Origin of the sequence: Staphylococcus sp. HMSC061G12 (assembly GCF_001838465.1) — a bacterium.
GTDB classification, from domain to species: Bacteria; Bacillota; Bacilli; order Staphylococcales; family Staphylococcaceae; genus Staphylococcus; species Staphylococcus simulans.
Genome location: NZ_KV837089.1, coordinates 1 through 22,284, shown reverse-complemented (window position 1 = coordinate 22,284; position 22,284 = coordinate 1). Strand labels below are relative to the sequence as shown.

Annotated in this window: 20 protein-coding genes and 1 riboswitch; of the genes, 4 read left to right on the top strand and 16 right to left on the bottom strand. The window is 36.9% G+C overall.

Annotation, left to right across the window (positions count from 1 at the left end; translation table 11 throughout):
* Positions 1-68 precede the first annotated feature (68 nt).
* The 9 genes from HMPREF2937_RS07965 to norA all read right to left on the bottom strand — a co-directional run bounded on the left by HMPREF2937_RS07965 (position 69) and on the right by norA (position 10,188).
* Positions 69-1,457 (bottom strand): hemolysin family protein, encoded by a 1,389-nt coding sequence (locus tag HMPREF2937_RS07965; RefSeq protein WP_002481493.1) that lies wholly within the window; start codon positions 1,455-1,457, stop codon positions 69-71.
* A gap of 414 nt (positions 1,458-1,871) precedes the next feature.
* On the bottom strand, positions 1,872-3,815 hold the full coding sequence (locus HMPREF2937_RS07960) for a PTS fructose transporter subunit IIABC (protein ID WP_070864357.1): 1,944 nt from the start codon (positions 3,813-3,815) through the stop codon (positions 1,872-1,874).
* A gap of 13 nt (positions 3,816-3,828) precedes the next feature.
* The gene (gene pfkB / locus HMPREF2937_RS07955; protein ID WP_070864356.1) at positions 3,829-4,743 is read right to left on the bottom strand and encodes a 1-phosphofructokinase; all 915 of its coding nucleotides are present in this window, start codon (positions 4,741-4,743) and stop codon (positions 3,829-3,831) included.
* 4 nt (positions 4,744-4,747) lie between these two features.
* Entirely contained in the window at positions 4,748-5,506 is a 759-nt protein-coding gene (locus tag HMPREF2937_RS07950) for a DeoR/GlpR family DNA-binding transcription regulator (protein ID WP_070864355.1), read from the bottom strand.
* 130 nt (positions 5,507-5,636) lie between these two features.
* Positions 5,637-6,125 (bottom strand): Cys-tRNA(Pro) deacylase, encoded by a 489-nt coding sequence (gene ybaK, locus HMPREF2937_RS07945; RefSeq protein ID WP_002481489.1) that lies wholly within the window; start codon positions 6,123-6,125, stop codon positions 5,637-5,639.
* A 93-nt stretch (positions 6,126-6,218) separates the two neighbouring features.
* Positions 6,219-6,560, bottom strand: coding sequence for a hypothetical protein (locus tag HMPREF2937_RS07940; RefSeq protein WP_070864354.1), 342 nt, complete (start codon positions 6,558-6,560; stop codon positions 6,219-6,221).
* 343 nt (positions 6,561-6,903) lie between these two features.
* Positions 6,904-7,857: a lactate/malate family dehydrogenase gene (locus tag HMPREF2937_RS07935; protein ID WP_070864353.1), complete on the bottom strand. Its 954-nt coding sequence runs from the start codon at positions 7,855-7,857 to the stop codon at positions 6,904-6,906.
* Between the two features lie 15 nt (positions 7,858-7,872).
* Positions 7,873-8,685, bottom strand: coding sequence for a MetQ/NlpA family ABC transporter substrate-binding protein (locus tag HMPREF2937_RS07930; protein WP_070864352.1), 813 nt, complete (start codon positions 8,683-8,685; stop codon positions 7,873-7,875).
* Between the two features lie 94 nt (positions 8,686-8,779).
* A riboswitch (SAM riboswitch) is annotated at positions 8,780-8,885 on the bottom strand.
* Positions 8,886-9,018: 133 nt separating this feature from the next.
* Positions 9,019-10,188: a multidrug efflux MFS transporter NorA gene (gene norA, locus HMPREF2937_RS07925; RefSeq protein WP_070864351.1), complete on the bottom strand. Its 1,170-nt coding sequence runs from the start codon at positions 10,186-10,188 to the stop codon at positions 9,019-9,021.
* A 286-nt stretch (positions 10,189-10,474) separates the two neighbouring features.
* Here norA and HMPREF2937_RS07920 point away from each other — a divergent pair, with 286 nt between their 5' ends.
* Both HMPREF2937_RS07920 and HMPREF2937_RS07915 read left to right on the top strand, forming a co-directional pair.
* Positions 10,475-11,092 (top strand): DUF1361 domain-containing protein, encoded by a 618-nt coding sequence (locus tag HMPREF2937_RS07920; RefSeq protein ID WP_002481484.1) that lies wholly within the window; start codon positions 10,475-10,477, stop codon positions 11,090-11,092.
* Positions 11,089-11,364 carry a hypothetical protein gene (locus tag HMPREF2937_RS07915; protein WP_023015416.1) on the top strand — a complete coding sequence of 92 codons (276 nt, stop codon included), beginning with the start codon at positions 11,089-11,091 and terminating at the stop codon, positions 11,362-11,364. Before HMPREF2937_RS07920 ends, HMPREF2937_RS07915 begins: the two co-directional genes overlap by 4 nt.
* A gap of 76 nt (positions 11,365-11,440) precedes the next feature.
* On the opposite strand, the gene HMPREF2937_RS07910 is transcribed toward HMPREF2937_RS07915, so the two are convergent.
* The 5 genes from HMPREF2937_RS07910 to HMPREF2937_RS07890 form a co-directional block, all read right to left on the bottom strand.
* Positions 11,441-12,976, bottom strand: a complete 1,536-nt coding sequence (locus HMPREF2937_RS07910) for an SLC13 family permease (RefSeq protein WP_002481482.1) — start codon at positions 12,974-12,976, stop codon at positions 11,441-11,443.
* 281 nt (positions 12,977-13,257) lie between these two features.
* A complete protein-coding gene (gene mdh, locus HMPREF2937_RS07905; protein ID WP_002481481.1) occupies positions 13,258-14,196 on the bottom strand; it encodes a malate dehydrogenase in 939 nt (312 codons plus the stop codon).
* A 190-nt stretch (positions 14,197-14,386) separates the two neighbouring features.
* Complete coding sequence (locus HMPREF2937_RS07900) at positions 14,387-14,674, bottom strand: hypothetical protein (protein WP_002481480.1); 288 nt, start codon at positions 14,672-14,674, stop codon at positions 14,387-14,389.
* A 25-nt stretch (positions 14,675-14,699) separates the two neighbouring features.
* Positions 14,700-15,608 (bottom strand): aldo/keto reductase, encoded by a 909-nt coding sequence (locus tag HMPREF2937_RS07895; protein WP_070625979.1) that lies wholly within the window; start codon positions 15,606-15,608, stop codon positions 14,700-14,702.
* A 196-nt stretch (positions 15,609-15,804) separates the two neighbouring features.
* Complete coding sequence (locus HMPREF2937_RS07890) at positions 15,805-16,734, bottom strand: CobW family GTP-binding protein (protein ID WP_023015419.1); 930 nt, start codon at positions 16,732-16,734, stop codon at positions 15,805-15,807.
* Between the two features lie 248 nt (positions 16,735-16,982).
* Here HMPREF2937_RS07890 and HMPREF2937_RS07885 point away from each other — a divergent pair, with 248 nt between their 5' ends.
* Complete coding sequence (locus tag HMPREF2937_RS07885) at positions 16,983-17,423, top strand: MarR family winged helix-turn-helix transcriptional regulator (protein WP_023015420.1); 441 nt, start codon at positions 16,983-16,985, stop codon at positions 17,421-17,423.
* 180 nt (positions 17,424-17,603) lie between these two features.
* Here the strand turns inward: HMPREF2937_RS07885 and cydC are convergent, their stop codons facing one another.
* Together cydC and HMPREF2937_RS07875 are read right to left on the bottom strand one after the other, a co-directional pair.
* On the bottom strand, positions 17,604-19,271 hold the full coding sequence (cydC, locus tag HMPREF2937_RS07880; protein ID WP_070864350.1) for a thiol reductant ABC exporter subunit CydC: 1,668 nt from the start codon (positions 19,269-19,271) through the stop codon (positions 17,604-17,606).
* Positions 19,268-20,908, bottom strand: coding sequence for an ABC transporter ATP-binding protein/permease (locus HMPREF2937_RS07875; RefSeq protein WP_070864349.1), 1,641 nt, complete (start codon positions 20,906-20,908; stop codon positions 19,268-19,270). Before HMPREF2937_RS07875 ends, cydC begins: the two co-directional genes overlap by 4 nt.
* 419 nt (positions 20,909-21,327) lie before the next feature.
* Between HMPREF2937_RS07875 and HMPREF2937_RS07870 the strand changes: the two genes are divergently transcribed.
* Entirely contained in the window at positions 21,328-22,227 is a 900-nt protein-coding gene (locus HMPREF2937_RS07870; protein WP_070864348.1) for an undecaprenyl-diphosphate phosphatase, read from the top strand.
* Positions 22,228-22,284 lie beyond the last annotated feature (57 nt).

Genomic DNA, 22,284 nt, shown 5'->3' with positions numbered 1-22,284 from the left:
GTTTTTACCTGTCTACTTGACGGGAAGCAGTTCAAGTACGGTCTAAAAGGGATTTGACAGTATTACGATTATTCATCGTTATCTTTTTTATCTCTTTTGTTTCTTTTATTATTGTTGTCATCGTCTTCATCTTCTTCTGAAAGAGACTGACGTTCAGCGTTATATTCATATTTTAAAATGACTGTGATGATTTGGTGATTTTCAATATCTGAAATAATCCAGCGATCAAAATACGTATCGACGTAGTCATTTTTCTGTAAGTTTGTATTATGTGCTTGTAACCATCCGCCGATTGTATCGATATCTTCAGAGTCATCAAACTCGATACCTAATTGATCTGTTAAATCTTCTAACAACACACGACCATTGATTTGGTATGTGTCATCATTTAATTTAATCACATCATTCACTTCATTATCATCGAATTCATCACGGATTTCACCCACGATTTCTTCTAAGATATCTTCCATTGTTAAGATACCAGCAGTTCCGCCGTATTCATCAATAACTAAACTGATGTGTACACGTTCGCGTTGCATTCTGATTAATGCATCACTGATGCGTGTTGTTTCTGAAATCAATGGTAATTCATGAATATAATTTGCAATCTTGATAGGTTTGCCTGAAGCATACTCTGTCAAGAATTCTTTCACATTAATAAAACCTTTGATATGGTCTTTGTCGCCGTCTTCTGTAATTGGGTAACGAGTGAATTGGTATTCTTTAAGTGTCTCTAATAGTTCGTCTACAGTAAAAGGTTCATTTAAAGTGACCATTTGTGTTCTTGGGACCATGACATCTTTCGCTTGTCTCTCATCAAATGAGAAGATGTTTTGCATATAAGCAAGTTCTGTCTGGTTAATCTCACCGCTATTATAGCTGTTGTTGATAATCATTTTAATTTCTTCTTCTGACATCGCGTCATTGTTTTCATCTGGATCAATACCAAATAGACGGATAATCATTCGTGCAGAACCATTCATTAACCAAATTAATGGTTTCATGATTAAGCCGAAATAATAAAGCGGACGTGCATAAAGTAACGCAACTTTCTCAGTGTGCTGAATCGCAAATGTTTTAGGTGCCAATTCACCTAATACTACATGCAGATATGTCACAACTAAGAATGAAATAACGATTGAAATAGTTGTATTCAAAGCATCGGGTAACGGTATCAGTTCAAAAATAGGATGTAATAATTTAGAAAAGACAGGTTCACCTAACCAACCTAGTCCTAAAGATGTAACAGTGATACCGAGCTGACATGCTGATAAGTAGTAGTCAAGATTTGAAATCATTTTCTTGACGACAGCCGCACTGCCGTTGCCTTCTGCAACCATTTCTTCAATTTTAGTAGCTCTGACTTTCACCAAAGCAAATTCTGATCCAACAAACACAGTAGTCAGTGCGATTAAAAATATAAATATTAACAAGTTTATTATGGTCGTACTATCCAATTAGTTCCCTATTGCTAGGGATTCACCTCCAAGTTATATGCCGCTATGTACGGCAATGATGTTTAGCGCATCGTTTTGAGCAAAGTGACAAATGCCTAGTTCATCCTTCCCATTTCCACAGCGACACCTCCCAACTAGCGTAAAATCTAACAAGATTATCATATCATAATCACCATTCAAATAGTAATTTTTTCAGACTGAATTCAAGTTATTTTTTTGGTATTTTATGATACCTCTTTACAAATAAAAATAAACAGCTAAGAAGCGAGTCAGCCCGATAAACAGGCTGTCTCTCTCTTAACTGTTTATTCGAATATACATTTACCTACCACAGTAAATTAGATTCGTGATGCGTGTCATTTCTAATAGCACGCCTTTACTATAATGCGCTAAATTCTCGTAAAATTCAACTCATTATTCATCCATTGATTCAGATGCGGCAATTTCGTCTGCTGTCGGTTTACGTTTAAGGAATCCGTAAATCACTGCAGAGATGGCTGCGCCGACTAAAATCGCTAGAATTGTTTGTAATGAATGGGAGAAGTCAGTACCTAAGATAACAAAGATACCACCATGCGGTGCTCCGATAGATGAACCTAAGCCAAGTGCAATGGCACCGCCGATACCTGAGCCGATCATCATTGACGGAATTACGCGAATTGGGTCAGCTGCCGCAAATGGAATAGCACCTTCTGTAATGAATGATGCACCCATCACAAAGTTAGGTACAATTGAACCACGTTGTGTTTTTGTAAACTTACGTTTAAAGAACAACATTGAAAGTGCTAATGCAATCGGTGGAATCATACCGCCGACCATAGCTGCTGTAATTGGTGCAGCGTTACCTTCTGTTAATGCCGCTGTTGCGAATACGTAAGCTGCTTTGTTGAATGGACCACCCATATCAATGGCCATCATGGCACCAATCACTAAACCAAGTAACATAATGTTTGCTCCTGATAAACTGTTTAAACCGTTTAATAATAAATGGTTCACCCAAGCTGCTGGTGGGTTAAATACATACACCATTAACAGACCTGTAATAGTGACAGATAAAATTGGATAAATTAATGTTGGTTTTAAACCTTCAAGTGATTGTGGCATACGACGCGTCATCACTTTGATGCCTTCTGTTAAATAACCTGCTAAGAAACCGGCAATAATACCGCCGATAAATCCAGAGTCACCGCTCATTGCTAACATACCGCCGACTAAACCAGCTGCCATACCTGGTTTTTCAGCAATGCTGCGTGCGATGAATGCTGATAAAATCGGAATAATTAAGTAGAACGCACTGTTCTTACCAATGTTCCACAATTGTTCAGCAAATGCATTATACTCTGAAGATTTCGGATCGAATGAGTTTGGTCCGAACAAGAATACAATTGCCATTAAAATACCACCGGCAATTACAAGTGGCAACATGTTAGAAACACCGTTCATTAAGTGCTTATAAATTGTTTTGCCGACACTTTGTTTTTCTTGTTTACCGCTTGCTTGACCTTTACCTCTGCCTTCTCTTGCTTTAAATGGTGTACGGTCAGTTGCTAAAGCAAGGTCGATTAATTCTTCTGGACGTTTGATGCCATCAGCAACAGGAACTTCTACGACGTTTTTGCCATCGAAACGATCTGTTTCTACATGCACGTCCGCTGCAACAATAACACCTTGTGCTTTATCAATATCTTCAGTAGTTAAACGGTTTTTAATACCACTTGACCCGTTTGTTTCAACTTTCATTTTGACGCCCATTTTTTTCGCTTGTTTCAATAAAGCATCTTTCGCCATATACGTATGTGCAATACCCGTTGGGCAAGCTGTCACACCGATAACATATGGCTCTTCAGATTCAGCGTCTTTATTCGCTTCAACTGGCGCTGCTTCCTCTTCTTCATCTGGTGCTTCATCGTCTGCACGGTCGATAATTGCCAAAACTTCATCTGGTGTTTCTGCGTTTAACAATGCTTGTCTGACATCGTCATCCATTAAGACACCAGATAATTTAGCTAACGCGTCTAAATGTGTTTGTGCCCCGCCTTCAGGTGCTGCAATCATAAAGAATAAGTGTGCAGGTTGTCCGTCTAAACTTTGATAATCTACGCCGGCTTTTGATTTACCGAAGGCAATAGCCGGCTTTTTCACTGCGTCAACTTTCGCATGTGGAATCGCAATCCCTTCACCGATACCTGTTGTACTTTGCCCTTCACGTGCCATAATCGCTTCTTTGAACGCTTTGACATCGCTTAAAATACCTGCATGGTCTAATTGATCCACTAAAGCATCAATGACACCTTCTTTTGATGTCGCATCTAAATCCATCGCGATTGTCTCTCGCGTTAATAATTCAGTGATTCTCATATTTTCCTCACTCCTATTTCAAGTCCGTTAATTCAATTTCAGAACGTACTTTTTCTATCATTTCTTTGTTTGCTAAATCTTGACTGAACGCTGTTGCTGTTCCAGAGGCTACGGCATTACGAAATGCTTCATGTACATCAAAACCTTGTGCTAAACCTGCTAACATACCTGCAACAGTACTATCTCCAGAACCCACTGTATTTAATACATTGCCTTTTGGTACAGAAGCTTTAATACAATGTTCAGCATCAATGTAAATTGCACCCTCACCGCCAAGTGAAACAATCACTGCTTGTGCACCTTTATCAAGAATAGCTTTTCCGTGTGTCACTACATCATTATCAGAAGTGATATTTGTATCAAACATGACTTCTAATTCATCTTTATTCGGTTTAATAAAGAACGGGGTATATGGTAATACAGTCTCAACCAAGTCTTTTTCAGCATCTACAACTAATTTGGCGCCAGTTTTTTGTGTGATTTTCGCAATTTGTTCATAGGCATTATCAGGAATACTTTTCGGTACACTTCCTGCCACAACAACAGTGTCATCAGCATTCGTGTTTTTAATTTGTGTTAATAACGCTTCAAACGCTTGATTTGAAATTGTAGGTCCACCTGCATTGATTTCTGTTTCTTGACCTGATTTTAATTTCACATTGATACGTGTATCTTCTTCTACTTCAATAAAATCATTTTTAATACCAGCTTGTTGTAAAGCATCTTGGATAAATTTCCCAGGAAATCCACCAACAAATCCCAATGCAGTCGAAGGTGTTTCTAAAGTGTTCAGTACACGCGAAACGTTAATCCCTTTGCCTCCTGCAAATTTATACGTTTCTTTCGCACGGTTAAGTCCGCCTTCTTGAAACGTGTCTACTTTCATAATGTAATCAATCGATGGATTGAAAGTTACTGTATAGATCACTTTATTACACTCCTCTTATCGAATAATGGTTGCGATATGCTTTCATATCTGAACGTTTTAGCGCTTTTTTTGAAGTCAAAATTTCAAACGGTACATCTTTCGGTACATTGACACATGCAAAATACGTAGGTCCGAATTTAGAACTATCAAGCAAGACGAAAATATGATGTCCCACTTTCATTGCAGTTTCTTTCACATAAGCTTCTTGTTCATCTGGTGTTGTCAATTTACCTTCTGTATTCATCCCATTCATGCCGATGAAAACTTTATCAAAATGATAATGTTTCAAAGTTTCAATCGCTCGCGGTCCGACAGAAGCTAATGTGCTTGCTTTTACATCTCCGCCAATAATCAACGTTTTAATTCCACGCTGTAATAATGCTTCGACATGGGTTAATCCGTTAGTAACTGCGACAATTTCTTGTGCTGTAATGTGTTCTATCATTTCATAAGTCGATGTCCCTGCATCAATATAAATACAATCACGGTCTTCAATTTGTGCAGCTGCGATTTTTGCGATTTCACGTTTTTCTTGTAAATTACGTTCTTTCTTCTCTGACATTTTCGGTTCACTCAAGGCTGTTGTTTTGAGCGTGGCACCGCCATGAACGCGTTGTAATTTACCCATTTTTTGTAACTTAGATAAATCTCGGCGAATTGTCGAAGCGCTGCATCCTGTTAAATCAATTATTTCTTGTAGTGTTAAAAATTCTTTTTCTTTTAATAGTTGTATGATTAGTTCAAACCGTTTCTGCGTTATCATATCGCCACCTCATTTCTTCTTTATTATAAGCGCTTTCTTAATCATTTTCAACCAAAAACTTTCAAAATCATTCAAAAACAATCATAAACTATTAAAAAAGATGAGCAAATGCTCATCAACACTGCTCATCTTAATTTGCTTCATGTGTCGCAACATCCGCTACTTTTGCTTTCGTTGCTTGAATTAATTCTGAAACATTCACACCCATTTGGACACCAGGCAGACCTCCGCTTACAAATATTTTCTCATGTTGTTGCGCGGATTGGTCAATCACTGTTGGAAATAGATGTTTCATACCTATTGGGGAACAACCGCCACGAATATAACCTGTTACTTTCGTCAACTCATCTAGCGGAAGCAAATGCAGTTTCTTTTCATCTACTGCTTGTGCCGCATGTTTCATATCTAAATGATGTTCTACTGGAATCACAAACACATATGGGTCGTGATTATTGTTAATAAATAAGAGTGTTTTAAACACTTGATCTGGATTAGCATCAATTAGTTTTGCGACTTCTTGTCCTTCAATATGATCTTTACCCATTTTAAATGTACGCATTTCATAATCGATGCCTTCGCGATCTAAAATACGCATCGCATTTGTTTTCTTCTGTTTCATTGCATTCACCTCACTCTTAATATAGCATGCGAACACAAATCTTGACATAAAAAAACAAGGCGTTCTGACATAACTTCAACTCTATAAGTGAGTTCAGTTGTCATAACTGCCTTGTTTTGGAAAATGCTGAAGCCATTGATGGCTTAATTCATTTGTGATGGAAGTTAATGAAATCACAAATAATGAACTAGATTCAGCTTCACTCTTATGCGCTGCGTCTGCATGTTGTGTTGATGGTCCCCCTGCCGCTTTACGATATGTTGGCGGTGCATCTGAGGCTGAATAATCAGATGAGACCTGTTTGTCACTTTGCATAAATGTAGATACTCCATTTTGGAATTTTGCGAGTTCATTTTCATTTGTGACTAATACTAATAAGAAAATCAAACAACATGAAAGAATGGCAGCGGACACCCATAAAATAAACGCTCTCATTCCTAATACCTCTTAACCTCTATTTCGTGATTTCAATATTAACATAAAAAACATGACATTTTGGTAGGTAGTAAGCTATTTAAACCAAATGTAATATACGTAACATATGTAACAGAACCGACACGAAATGTAGTGAGATAAAGTTGAGTTGTGTAAGAGCTTTCAATAGTGTTTTAACTGTCTTTCAGAAGTTAAATTAAATTATATTCTCTTTTTATCATACTCATAAAATGACAAAGCAGCGTCTTGTATGACAATATATTACGATTGAGTATGATTATCAAAGAATTATTACAAAAATAAAACGAGCAACCTGATGTTAGATTGCTCGTTTATATGACGGTTATACTTGTGCTTGAATTGCCGCTTCGCCCTGTTCAATCGCAGTTTGAATGAAGTTATGTGCCGCTTCCAGTTGTTTTTGTTCTTCATTAGACAACTCAATCGGCAAACGCTGTTTCACACCGTTTCTATCAACCAGTGTCAATAAACTTAATGCACCATCGACTAATCCATAAGCACCTTGAACTAATCCACTGACGGGTTCAATACTATGTTCATCAAATAAAATCGATTGTGCAAGTTGAACAGCCGCTCTTGAAATCGCTGAGTTTGTCCAACCTTTTTTCTTAAAGACATCAAACGCGACTTCGTCAATTGCCGTAGAAATCGCTCCGCGGTCAATTGGCGCATGACCCGTTAATTGTTCAAATTCTGGTAATTCAATCCCATGAATACGCACGCGACTCCAGATTGGCACACAATGTGAACCATGTTCTCCTAATACAAAACCTTCTACATCTTTAGGATCCACATTGTAGTGATCAGCAATTAAAGTACAAAAACGTGCTGACTCTAAAATGGTACCTGTACCGATCACTTTATCAGATGGGTAGCCTGCTTGATGCGCAAGATACGTCATCGCATCCACTGGATTTGAAATTAAAATGACGATAGCTTCTTTCGTCACAGCTGATAATTGTCTAAACACATCATTCACAATAACGCTATTCGCTTTAGTAAGTAAGGTACGATCTTTCATGTCTGGTGTCGAAGCCGCACTCGCTGACACAATCACCACATCCGCATCCACTAAATCTTGATAACCGCCTACATGAATTTTTGTGCGATGTGTATGATTCAAACCTTGTATGTGATGATGGTCCAACACTTCACCTTGTGCTAAGTTTTCATTCGTATCAATCACGACAATTTCTGAAAAATGTCCTAAATATTGTGCATCAGTTAAGACTTGGCTGCCTACACGTCCTACACCAATAATTCCTAATTTAGCCATATTCATTCGACTCCTTTACTTCGCTTCATATGGTATTACGTCTTTACCGTATTCTTTCTTAATGAATTCTTTCATGTCTTTAGACTGTAATACTTTGATGAGTTCTTGGAATTTTTTATCGTCTTTATGACCTTCTTTAACTGCTAAAATATTCGCAAATGGTGATGATTCATTTTCCATCACAATCGCATCTTTCGAAGGTGTTAAACCATTATCAATCGCATAGTTTGAGTTCATAATAACAGCAGCACCTTCACCGCTTTTATATGTTTTTGGCAAGAACTCTGCACCTTGTTGATTATTGAATTTTAAATCTTTTTTATTTTCAACAATGTCATCGAATTTCGCATCTTCAATTTTCACGCCATCTTTGATTTTAACTAAGCCTTCATTAACGAAGAAAGATAAGAAACGTCCTTCTTCAGCGGGGTTGTTTGAAACATAGATTGTTGAACCTTTTGGAATATCTTTGATGTTTTTATATTTTTTACTGTAAACACCCATTGGTGTTGTGAAGACTTTACCGACTTCTTCAATTTTATAACCATGTGACTTTCTTTCAGCCTTTAAATAAGGAACGTGTTGGAAAAGGTTCGCATCCACGTCTCCTTTATCTAATAATTTATTAGGTACTTTATAATCATTAACGACTTTAACTTCTAAATCATACCCTTTATCTTTCATAGCTTTTTTCGCATGTTCTAATACCTCACCATGCGGAGCTGGAGAAGCTGCTACTGTGATTTCCTCCTTGTCTCCACCTTTGCCGCACGCTGCGAGTACGACCAGTAATACCAATAACCCGATTAAACTACTTACTTTCTTCATTTCCACTGCACCATCCCTATGTAATATTTATCAAATCACCTTTACCAAAAGAAAAAAGCCTTCTCATTAAAGTAAGAGAAAGCTTTCATTCTTTCTCTCATCTTCAAAAGTCTATGACTTTTTGTGAATTAGCACCACTTCGTTTACACGATGGTTGCTGGGCTTCGTCGGGCACATCCCTCCGCCTCTCTTGATAAGAGTTCTATTTGATTGAATTGTATTAAGGTTACCACCAGTGACACATTTCGTCAATGTCATTTTCAAATTTTTCAGATAAATAAATATTAAAAGCATGCTGTTGCAAACACAACAGCACACTTTCTATATCATACTCTAACTTTGTTTCAACTTTCTGTTTTTTCTAATGGTCTTCTCAACCATAATAATCACAATCCCTAATAACATGACTGTCACGGACATATACAATGGAAATTCTAAGTTCACATCATATAATGTACCTGCAACGAGCGGGCCTGCGAAGTTCCCCATACTTGTGAAGGTAGAGTTCAAGCCTCCTGCTAACCCTTGACGATTACCCGCAATATTCGAGAAGTAATTCGTTATAGCTGGACGTATCATATCAAAACCGATAAATACTATAAAACTGATAATCATAATTGACCAGTAATGATGTGCAACAATCAATAAAAACAACATAATTGCTGAATAAAGCAGTGATAATTGTATAAATGTTAATTCTTTAAAGTACTTCATAAATTTATCGAACAAGAAGATTTGGAAGATCGCACCTGCTAAGCCACCGCCTGTGATTGCGATAGAAATATCTTTTGGCGCGTAATGTGCTTTATCTGCAGTATATAATGGATAAAGTGTTTCAAATGCTGCAAGTCCGAATGCTAAAACGAACGTAATGATTACCGGGGTAATAAAAGCTTTGATATTAATTTTAGCTAAATCTTGCGGTTCGATAACTGTATGGAAACCATCTGTCGTTTCGCGTTTTGCACCTTGGATAAAGAATAAAGAACAAAAGAATGCTACGACACCTAGGCTCCCAGCGAAGTAGAATGGCAAACGGTGAGAGAACTCTGCCATAAAGCCGCCAAAGCCCGGTCCTAAAATGAAGCCGGAGTTAATAATTGCTGACATATAGCCGAAGTTTTTCGCTTTATCTTCAGGACGTGAGATATCTGCGATCATACCTGTAACACCAGGCATTACCATACCTGCACTGAAACCACCGATAATTCTTGAAACAATCAAAAGCGGATAGTTACTGCTCATCGCAAAGATGAATTCAGAAACAGCGAATAGTACTAAACCGATACAAATAATTAATTTCTTCCCTAATTTATCAGCTAAGTTGCCTCCGAATGGCGAAATTACCATTTGCGCTAACGCAAAGGCCGCAACAAGAATACCTAAATCACTTCCATTTAAACCTAAATCCTTTAAATAGACAGGTAACACCGGTACAACTAATCCGATACCTAAGAAGACTAGAAAAATATTAAAATATAAGGTGATTAATTGCTTACTCATGATTTCCTCCTTTATTGCGTTGTTTGATTCAGTCAAATTTTTCGTGACTACCTATTATACACCATAGTTATTCTGCGGCTCAATCAAATAATATTGAATTATTTTAGTCTAATTCTCCCCTCATTTCTTTTTTCTATGCTTAACATGTCTTTTAAATGCTATACTTTTAATTGATATCTAGGCTGAAAACCTGTAATATATTCATCTAAATACGTCTGAAACACGAGTATTGTTGTTTTCAGATAATCCATCCGTTAACAGGGATGTTTAAAGAGAGGACTTTGAAATGCAATCACGTTATATTGCACGCATATTATTTGTGATATTAATGCTGCTGACATTGCCTTTAAATCAATTTTACCAATTCATGGCATTAAACTTATTCTTAGCATATATTCCTTTTGAACTCGTTTGGTTACTTAAGCTATTTATACCGAAGCGACGTTTCGAATGGCCGCTATTTATTGTTTTCGCAGCAATCTTTGTCTTAATCTTCCCGAATACCTTTTATATGGTGACAGACCTTATCCATCTTAATCAATTTGCATTTACGATTATGGAAGGGGTCAGACCTATAGAATGGTTGTACTTTACCTTCTTAGTCGGTGGCGTCTGTTTTGCAGTTTATTGTTATATTTTGATTAACATTGAGTTATTCCATTTAACCAATAAACCTTTATTCAATTACATTATCGTCATTGGCTTAATGTTTGCGAATAGTTTAGGAATTGCGATGGGACGATTCTTGAGATTCCATAGTGTCTACTTAGTCACTCAACCACTTTCTATTATCAGAGATGTTGTTCAATTCTTAGACGCGAAAGGTCTTTTCTTCTTATTCGTTATGACCTTGCTACAAGCAATGATATTGATCATGGTGAAAGGAGTGCGCATGGCAAAATGACAATGCAACTTCTTGTTTTTATTGCGGTACTGATAGTTATCCAATTGATTATCGGACACTTTATCCATGAGATTGGTTTTTCATTTCTTGTCAGTATCGGTTTAATGCTACTGCCATTAGGTATCGGCATCTACTTGCTTCAAATCGCTTATTTTGAACAAAAGTATCCGAATTGGGAAGTACCATTCAATGTAAAACTACGTTTGAAATATATGTATCTTTTAACGTTCGTAGAATATATAGCGCTTTATGTGTGTTTCTTTGTATGGTAATACTAAAACCTACATGTTATTTCTATAGAAAAGACGATGGACCTGATGCCATCGTCTTTTTGAATTCATTATGATTTTATATTAAACCTAACCATTTCCAGTATGTGAAACTGAAGATCAGAATCAAGATATAACCTACTACTGTTAATGGAATACCTGCTTTCAAGAAGTCTTTAACTGTAAATGTACCTGAACCATAAGCTAACATGTTTTGTGGTGCACTTACTGGTAATAAGAAACCGAAACTAATTACAAATTGTTGGATCAACACAAAGCCGATGCTTTGATCGCCTAAATGTAATGTTGCTGTTAAAGAAATAAAGACTGGAATCAAAGCAGAAGATAAACTTGTTGCACTTGCGAAACCTAAATGAATTAAGATATTAAATAAAGTAATCAATGCGATTGTCGCAATCAATGGTAAATGTTGTAAGCCCATTAAACCGAACGTCTTATCACTTAACCACTGCGCACCGCCAGTATTTAATAATACGTTTCCGAGTGAGATACCAATACCAAAGACAATAATTGTTCCCCATGGAATATGTTTCTCCGCTTCTTTCCAACTCATCACACCAATTTTAGGTGTTAACATAATTGCCATCGCAACTAAAGTGATTGAAGATGAATCAATCGGATGTAATATTTTCTCAGTTGACCAGAATAATAATAATAAAACAGAAATCACAATCAAACGCCACTCACGTGGTGACACTGGGCCTAATTTATTTAATTCTTTCTGAATTAATTCTTTACCGCCCTTCACTTCTTTTTGTTCTGGCGGCATAACTTTCAACATAATGAAGTAAAGTGCAATCGACATTAAAATAGACCAAGGTGCTGCATATAAGAACCATTGTCCCCATGAAATATCATGACCAAAACTTTGGTTGATAAAATTGACCGCAACGATATTTTGAGCCGCTGCTGTCTTAATACCGATGTTCCAAATAGATACTGCTTGTACTGCAGTGATAATTAATAAACCTGCAAGCTTACTTTCTTTAGAAGCTTTAAACGCCGCAATCATCCCTAACAAAATAGGTACAACTGCACCGGCACGCGCTGTCGCAGATGGTACGAAGAACGCTAAAATAATAGATACTATAATTGCACCCGCCACAATGCGATTAGTCTTATTACCCACAATCGATAAGACCAATAATGCTAAACGTTTATGCAAATTAGTAATCTGCATGGCAGCTGCTAAGAATAGCGCTGCTGCTACTAAAGCAACTGCTGAAGTTGAGAAACCACTGAATGCTAACTTCAAAGCATTGCCTGTTCCGAATAAATCCGCACCATGTAAAGCGGCACCATTTGCTTTAGGGTTCCCTAGTTTTTCTGCTAAATCTTGTACAGGACTAAATCCTAATAATAGTATGATCAAAGCTACAATCATCGTTGAGGATACTGGATAAGAGACCGCTTCCGTCACCCACATAATGACCGCAAAGGCTAAAATCGCAAGTGACATTTTAGCCATTACCGGAATACCGCTCACTGGTATCAACACTATCGCTATCAATACGATAAAACTGATGATAATCCATAGCGGCTTTACACCCTTTTGCTTCTTGTCAGATTTCACTGATGCTTCCTTTCTTGCCATATTGATTTCCTCCCTTATTTGCTTAATGTACTCAAGAAGTACGTATTTTAAATATTTGAAAAGACGGTACGCTTATCCAGTCCCATACATTCGCACACCATTTTTCGAAATATTTAATCATTTTCAAGTCCATTATAACAAGAATGCGGTTACAAAAAGAGGGTTATTCGAAAATTTGTAGATTTTTTCACAATAAAACGAGAAAGTACAAAAAAGAGACGAACGCATTAGAATCGTCCGTCTCCTGTTCCAATATATAATAATTTACTTTACCACATAGTTTATGAATACTTTAAAGCACTTTTTACTTCTTCTACCGCATCTGCTGAAGCTTTTAACTGTGCTTTTTCATCATCAGAAAGTTTTGTTTCAATAACTTGTTCGACACCATTTTCACCGATTAATGTCGGAACACCTAAACAAATATCATTAAAGCCATATTCGCCTTCTAAATACGTAATTGCAGGTAATACACGTCTTTCGTCTTTAAGTATCGCTGCAGCCATTTCAAAAATCGCTGCGGCTGGCGCATAATAAGCTGAACCGTTGCCAAGCAAGCCGACAATTTCAGCTCCGCCTTTACGCGTACGGTCCACAATCGCATCGATTTTATCTTGTTCCAATAGTTCAGTGATTGGCACACCACCTACTGTAGTCGTACTTAATAACGGTACCATTGTATCTCCGTGGCCACCTAGTACTAATCCCGAAACATCCGTACGCGCAACATCTAATGCTTCTGCGATAAATGTACGATAACGTGCTGTATCTAAAATACCTGATTGACCTAACACACGATTTTTAGGGAAACCTGACAATTTATATACTGCATATGTCATCGCATCCACAGGATTCGTCAACACGATAATCGTGCTGTCCGGCGCATAAGTTTTAATACCCTCTGTCACTTGTGCCATTACCGATTCATTAATTTGAATCAAATCATCACGACTCATTCCAGGTTTACGTGCGACACCTGCAGTGATCACCACAATATCTGAACCAGTAATATCTTGATAATCAGATGTCCCTTTAATTTTGTTGTTGAAATTGAAAATCGGTCCGCTTTCCGAAATATCCAACGCTTTGCCGCGTGCTGGTTTTTCATTTTCAGGTTTATCTAATAACACCACATCTGCTAAAGTTTTTTCAGCTAACATAAATGCTAAGGTTGCACCTGTATGACCTGCACCAATAATTGCGACTTTTCTTTTCCCCATCTTGAATCCCCCTCAATACGAATTTATTTTTCTTTATACATTCTTATTTACTTTAAGAATATCAAAGCTAGTCCTATTAATAAAGAAAACGTTTTCGTTTCTTTTGAATTCTTTATGACAATACAAAACTCCCTCTATATAGAGTGTTGAAAAACACTTATAGAGGGAGTTATTTTACTTATTTAATTGCTTAGTATCTGCCCGCAAATTGCGCAGTTGCTGAGATGGTAAACATGAGACCGACGAAGATTGTTAACACTAATAATAAAATCATCGTACGTGTGTAATGCTTAATAAACGCAACGAATAATAACACTGCGTTATAGATAAAGAAAATACCGAATAATGTCAGTACAACAGTTGGTGCTGAAAAAATCGTCGTAAAGAAAAAGACGATAATCGCAAAAATAATATATGGAAAGACGATAAGGTTACGTTCAAAGCGCATGCGCGCACGTGATTGTTCTTCTGAATTCATTTCTTATTCTCCTTTATTTCACTTATCAAGGGATGTCTTGACCTAAGACTGCAACATAAATATCAAACCATTCTTGATCTGTTAAAGTCAGTTCTAACCCTTTTACCGCATCTTGCATACGTTCAATTTGACTTGTACCCATGATTGGCATTATCGTAGCTGGATGTTTCACCAACCACGCTGTGACAATACTAGCTGGAGCCACATTATATTTATAAGCAAGTGGGCTGATGATAGACATGACACGTTTAGATTTAGCATCTTCTACATTCAGTAATTTACCGCCTGCAAGCGGACTCCATGCCATAATTTTAACGTCATCTCGATACATATGATCAATTGTTCCATCATAAATAGGTGCTGCATGATACGGTGAAACTTCTAGTTGATTCACTGCGATATGCAGTTTATGTGATTTAATACCTTGGTTCAGCAAATCATACTGTGTGTTATTAAAGTTAGAAACACCGAATGATTTAATTTTACCTGCTTCTACTAAAACATCAAGCGCATCTCTGACTTCATTTGGATCCATGAGCGGAGATGGACGATGAATCAACAACGTATCAAGTACATCTGTTTGTAGATTCTGCAATGAACGGTTCACCGCTTCTACAATATGTTGTTTGCTTAAATCGTAACGATGGCCATCAAATTGTGCGAATTGATCGGTCGGCAAGATAATACCGCATTTCGAAACTAATTCAATTTGGTCTCTGAGTTCAGGTGACAAAGCCAATGCTTCTCCGAATAACTGTTCACAACGATAATCGCCATAAATATCTGCATGGTCCATTGTCGTTACACCTAATTCGACTAACTGGTGCAAATAACGGTTTAAGTCTTGGGTTGTCATCTGCCAATCATTTAATCTCCAAAAACCTTGAATCATCTTTGAATAAGTTACGTTACGATTGATTTTAACACGATCCATTGCGTTTACCCCTCTCACTCATTTCATTTTTATTACAACTTATGTTAGCGCTTGCTAAATTTAAAAATGAGGTTCACTATAGTGTAGTAGGGATGCATAATGGATTAAAATATTTTAGTATTGTATTCCCTACAAATTCCTTGTACTATTAAACGTTGTATTCATTATAGTGTTACCTTGATATGCACGTCAATTTTCAAGTGAACTGCAATGCATCTAATTGATTGCGTAAACGCTCTTTATCGAGTTGTTCACCAATCAATACAATAGTATTTTGCACCTCATCTTGAATCGGCTCGTAATCTGGCAGCCCATTGGCGAATTGGAATAAATACGTTGTTTCTGGTGCATCTCTGAATCTTACATAACCTTTCAAACGATAGACGTTGTCTGGCAAACGTAGGATAAACTGGTAAAACATTTGTCTATCTATAGGCGAAGTAAAGGTATACGCAATTGAGCTGATACCATGATGATGTAAATGTTGGTGTTTTGGCTTCATATTGACTGGCTCTAACGCCTGCAATTCATCAATATTGACTTGACCATAGGTTGTAAAGTAGATGGCATCATTCGAATTGATTTGTTTTAAAGCTTCGATCAGCACTTGTTGCTCATCTTGGCTGATTAAATCTGTCTTATTGACAATCAGCGTTTGACTGACTGCAAGCTGTTCTTCCATCAATGCTTGCGTTGATTCAGAATAATCCGCACGATGTAAAAATCTAGGTGCATCAACTAAACCGACCACAAGCGGCGGATTCACATAGTCAGTAAGCAATGGATCATAGCAAGCTTGGATGAGTTGAAGCGGATGTGCAATCCCTGTGGCTTCAATAATGACGAATTGTGACTGATTTTGATTGATTATTGCTGATAGTTGCGCGATAAGGTCTTGTTGTAAATCACAACAGACACATCCGTTCTGCAAGGAAATCGTTTGAACTTTATCTCCTAAAATTTTACTATCGACATCGAAATCACCAAATTCGTTCATAATTACAGTGATTTTCTCATCTCTTTTTAATAATTGCTCAGTATAATATTTAAGGAAAGACGTTTTACCGCTTCCTAGAAAACCTGTTACAATACAAATAGATAATTTACTATTATTATTTCGTTCCATTTTTAACACTCATTTCTAAAGGACTTAATGGTACAATCATTAATGGACATATTATATTATGTTACAACTTGATTTAATGCAAGATATCTTCTAAAATCAATGCATGCTTTAATTTTAACATGGCTTGTGAGGAGTCGACAAAATAGATAAAATTTCCATTTTTGTCACTGCTCAAACTTTCACAACAAGACGGAACGAATTCCGGTACACAGAAAAATATAACGGATAGAATGTCTGGAGGAGAACTTATGACTGAAAAACTTAATTTAGGCGGACGTTTATGCTTTAGTTTGTACAACGCTCAAAGACAAGTAAATCGCTACTATTCAAATAACGTTTTTAAGAAGTACAAATTAACTTACCCGCAGTTTTTAGTATTAACAATTTTATGGGAAGAATCACCAGTTAATGTGAAGAAAGTCGTTACTGAACTTGCATTAGATACTGGTACAGTATCCCCACTTTTAAAAAGAATGGAACAAGTAGATTTAATCAAAAGAGAGCGTTCTGAAGTCGATCAACGTGAAGTGTTTGTTCACTTAACTGAAAAGAGCGAAGCAATCGAAGAAGATCTAGGCGGTGCTTGTAACCACTTAGGCGATATCTCAGGATTAAACAAAAAAGAAGAAAAAGAATTGAATCGTTTATTAGATAAACTGATTGATTCTTTAACTAAGCAAAACTCATAATTTCGAATGCCATTAAAATTAGAGTGATAACTTGCATTTTTAGTTTTTTCACTTTTAAATAAAGCAAAAACAAAGCGGTTGAGACTTCTGTCATAGAGGTCTCAACCGCTTTTTCTATTTCTTCATTTTACTTCTCAGCGTTGGATTCAGTGTGCTTATCTTTTGAGTAAATACATAGTCTTATCGATTTAAAGTCACCATGTCATAAAGTGCACCATGTTGTTGAAGCAAACTGTCATAAGTGCCACTTTCAATAATTTGACCTTCAATCATGACGATAATGCGATCAAATTGAGGTAACAATTCTAAATCATGCGTTGCGACAATAAGCGTCTCACTTTCGGTAAAGAGACGTTGCATCACACGATGGCTATTATGCCAATCTAATGCACGTGTCGGTTCGTCTATCAGCCAAACAGGTGCTGTTCTTAAGAATAATCTCGCAAGACAAATCCGTTGCAATTCTCCACCTGATAGCCCTTCCCCACTCATGGTAATTTCATAGTCTAAATCAATATACGCTAAACCTAAGTCATCTAAGACAGCACGCATTTCATTATCGCTGTAATCTGATAATAAATTATCACGCACTGTGCCATCAAAGAGTTGTTGGTGCTGCAATAAGACATTAAACGTCTCTGCTTTAGACGCTTCAGACATCTCATATACTGATTGACCTTGATAAGTAACAGAACCTTGTGTTGTTTGATATAAACCAGCCAGCACTTGCAGTAAAGTACTCTTACCTGAACCTGAAGGTCCGATAATCGCAAGCTTTTCACCAGGTTGGATATCTAATTGAATATGTTCTAATACCTTTGTAACTTGATGTTCATATTGGAAAGTCACATCATCAACTGCTAGTATCTGCGTATTATTCACCTGTTTTGAACTTTCAGGTGTTTCTGGCACTTCTTGCAAGACCTCTTCAATTTCTACTAATGCTTGGTCTGTATCTGCTTTAAAGTAAGCCACATTACTCATCGTTACCGCTTGTTCAAATAACGTCAACAACATCAATACAATACTTGTTAAATAGATGACATCTAATTGTCCATTTTGAACTTGTATGACACCTAACCAAACACAAAAGAACAAGGCTAACATAGAAACTAAATCTAACATAAATTCATAAAGCGTTAAGAAGCGTTGTTCATTACGTTGTTGATGGCTGTATTTAGAGAGTGCCTTAAGTACAGATTGATGATAAGGTTTTAATTGTTTGAATCGTGCTAGTTCTTCATAGCCTTCTTTATAGTCGTAGAAGCGGCTTAAAAATGATGATTCATCTTGAGCTGCTCGTGCGTTCAATAATTGTGCACGCTTCGCAGAAATCCAAGGTAAGACACCTAATGAAATCAACATACTGACTAATAATAAGACGGCATGCATCCAAGAAAAGAACCACAAGGTTAATATCGTAATAGCTGCCGTGATACCAATGACCACTGGCGGATAATAAACGCGTAAATAAATATTCTGTAACGCTTCAACGCGTGATACCATTCGTGCAATCAAATCACTGGATTTAAATTTACGATAAATATCCGGTACAACTTGAATCAAGCCTTTGAAGAATTGTGTTCTGACGTCTCTTAACATCGTGAAAGTTGTTCGATGTGAGTATAAACGTTCAAAATAACGCATAATCGCACGGATAATCCCAAACATTTTCACGCTGACCACTAAGACAATCAAACCATATAACGGTACATTTTTCGCAGCTTGCGCAATCATTAAACCACTTAAAAAGAACATACCGATTGCGACTAAACTACCGATGACTCCAAACAATATCGCTAAAGCTAAATCTTTATCTAACTTAAATTGAATGCCGCGTCGTTTCATTGTCTATCACGTCCTTTGTCTCTTTGCGTGGAAATGACTTGATCATCTGTAATCATATGGCCACCTTCCATATAAATACGACGTTGTGCCATACGAATTGTACTTTCACGGTGTGCAATCATAATAACGGTACTTTCTTTAAAATAAGTATTCAGTGCTTCTTGAATCGTACGCTCTGTCCAAACATCTAAACCTGTGGCTGGCTCATCAAAAACAACCAATTCTGGTTGTGCTAACAATACACGCGATAATTCAATACGACGCATTTGCCCGCCTGATAACATCTCGCCGCCTTCTCCGATATACGTTTCAATACCTTGAGGCAATTGATTGATTTTTTCCATTAAACCAACCGCTGCTAACACCTCAATCACCTTTTCATCCTCAACCGCTTCAAACATTGAGACGTTTTCTTTAATTGTCGCATTGAAAATATAAGGTTGTTGACTCAACACACCCATTTTTAAGTGTTCGGATTGAAAAGAAACATAGCCATCTGTCGGTTGTCTGTGCTGTAAAATCAATTCAGAAAGTGTCGTCTTCCCTGCACCACTTGGACCGACTAAGGCAATCTGTTCACCTTCATAAATATTAAAGCTCACATCTTTAACTGCTGCTCTATCTGCTTCTGGATAACGATAAGATACATGTTCCAACTGAATCAACGCCTCTTGTTTAGGATTGACGTGTTGTTTGGTTAAAGTAGCGTCATCCATTTCTTGATCAAGCGCATCGAATACGACATCTGCTGCTCCTTCACTTTGTTTACCAGTATGGAATGCTTGGCCAAGGTCTTTAATAGAGTTGTAGAACTCTGGTGCTAAAATAATCGCAATCGCAGCTGTTTCGAAAGTAAGATTATGAAAGAGCACCAAACCAAGCCCTGCTTCTAGCGCAACTAAACCAATACCTAACAAACTGATAAATTCCAATAGCAACCCAGATAAAAAGGCGCTGCGTAAAATATTCATTGTTAAATCTCTAAAGCGTGTGCTTTCTTGATAAATAGCTTGTTCAGCTTGTTTAGAACGGTTGAATAATTTTAAAGTGACTAAGCCTTGCGCTAAGTTTAAGAAGCGCTGGCTGAATTGTGTTAAATAAGTCATTTGTTCCTTAGATTCATCACGTGTTTTTAATCCGAAAATGATATAGAACACAGGAATAAAAGGCGCTGTCACCATCATAATAATCGCAGTATTCAAATGAATAAAACACATCGCAATAATAATCACTACAGGTACAAGTACTGCTTTAAACACTTGAGGTAAGTAATCTTGATAAAATGGCGTAATTCCATCAATGCTTTCAGTCATCACACTCATTTGAGCACCGACAGGTTGTTTCGTGTGATGATCTACCATACGACGACGCAGTGTGCCTTTCACTTTATATGCGAGTTCTGTCCCCATCCATTGATTGGACATATTCAATACTGCACGTAATAATAAAGCGGCCAATAAAATCATCAATAACGTTGAAATATGGTAATGATGCGAATTCTGAATCAGCATTTTATCTAACACTTTCGCAATGGTCACATTTTGTACGACTACAATCACAGCTAATAGTGCACAAATGATACCCATGACGATGGGGTATTGCTTGTATTTCAGTGCGTAACGCATTAAATGTTTCATCTTTTTTCACCCTTTTTATTTAATCAGGCATCGATTAATTTTGACACAATAAAGGTGGAACACGTATGTATGTCATGCATACTTGTCCCACCCACTTTACTGTCGTTTCATCTTTAATTAATAGATATCAGGACGTCTTATGTCCTTAATAGTCATTTGTGTCAAAAATGTCTTATCTTCAACTTAAAACATATAAGTAGAATTTTCAATTTATTCGACTCAAAATTAATTTCAAATAAGAAATTAACCTTCAAAGTTTTGTCATAATTTTTGAAAGACCTACATCTTAAGTCTTATCTTTCAATTTACTACGAGAATTAGTAGCACAAAGATTTTTTTATGTGCTATCATAAAAGTTGTTTCAACTGGTATTTACATACATTCATACAAAATATATTTTGAAATAAGGAAGGTACACTATGTTATTGTTAGAATTACTCAAAGCGCTGATTTTGGGGATTGTCGAAGGTTTGACAGAATTTGCGCCTGTATCCTCAACAGGACATATGATTCTTGTAGACGACATCTGGCTGAAATCGACGAGCTTCTTAGGATCAGAATCCGCATTCACCTTTAAGATCGTCATACAGTTAGGTTCTGTATTTGCGGCAGCGTGGGTATTTAGAAACCGTTATTTTGAAATGTTCCATCTTGGAAAGTATAAACATACTGCACCATCTACGGAACATACTGAAGGAGAAACTTTAAGCAGAACGGCTCAATCTAAACACAAACGTCTAACGATTTGGCACGTTTTAGTAGGGATGATTCCTGCTGGTGTTTTAGGTTTATTATTCGATGATTTAATCGAAACATACTTATTCAGTGTGCCGACTGTTATGATTGGACTTTTATTAGGTGCGTTCTATATGATTTTCGCACAAAAGTTCAGCCGTCGTTATGCACACCGTGAGCACCTTGATCAAATTACTTATGTTCAAGCATTTATTATTGGTTTATCACAAGCAGTTGCGATGTGGCCAGGGTTCAGTCGAAGCGGTTCAACAATTTCAACTGGGGTATTAATGAAATTAAACTATAAAGCTGCCTCTGACTTCACATTTATTATGGCTGTACCAGTTATGTTAGCCGCAAGTGGTTTATCATTGGTAAAACATATGGAATATATTCATTTAAATCACATTCCGTTTTACTTAATCGGCTTTATTGCCGCATTCTTATTCGGATTATTATCTATCCGCTTATTCTTAAACTTAATTAACCGTATTAAATTGGTACCTTTTGCGATTTACCGTATTATTTTAGTTATCTTTATCGCAATCCTTTATTTCGGATTCGGAATCGGAAAAGGCATTTAATTGATACACTCGCCAGCATTGAATTTCGGCTCTATAATAAATTCGGTTGATGAGATA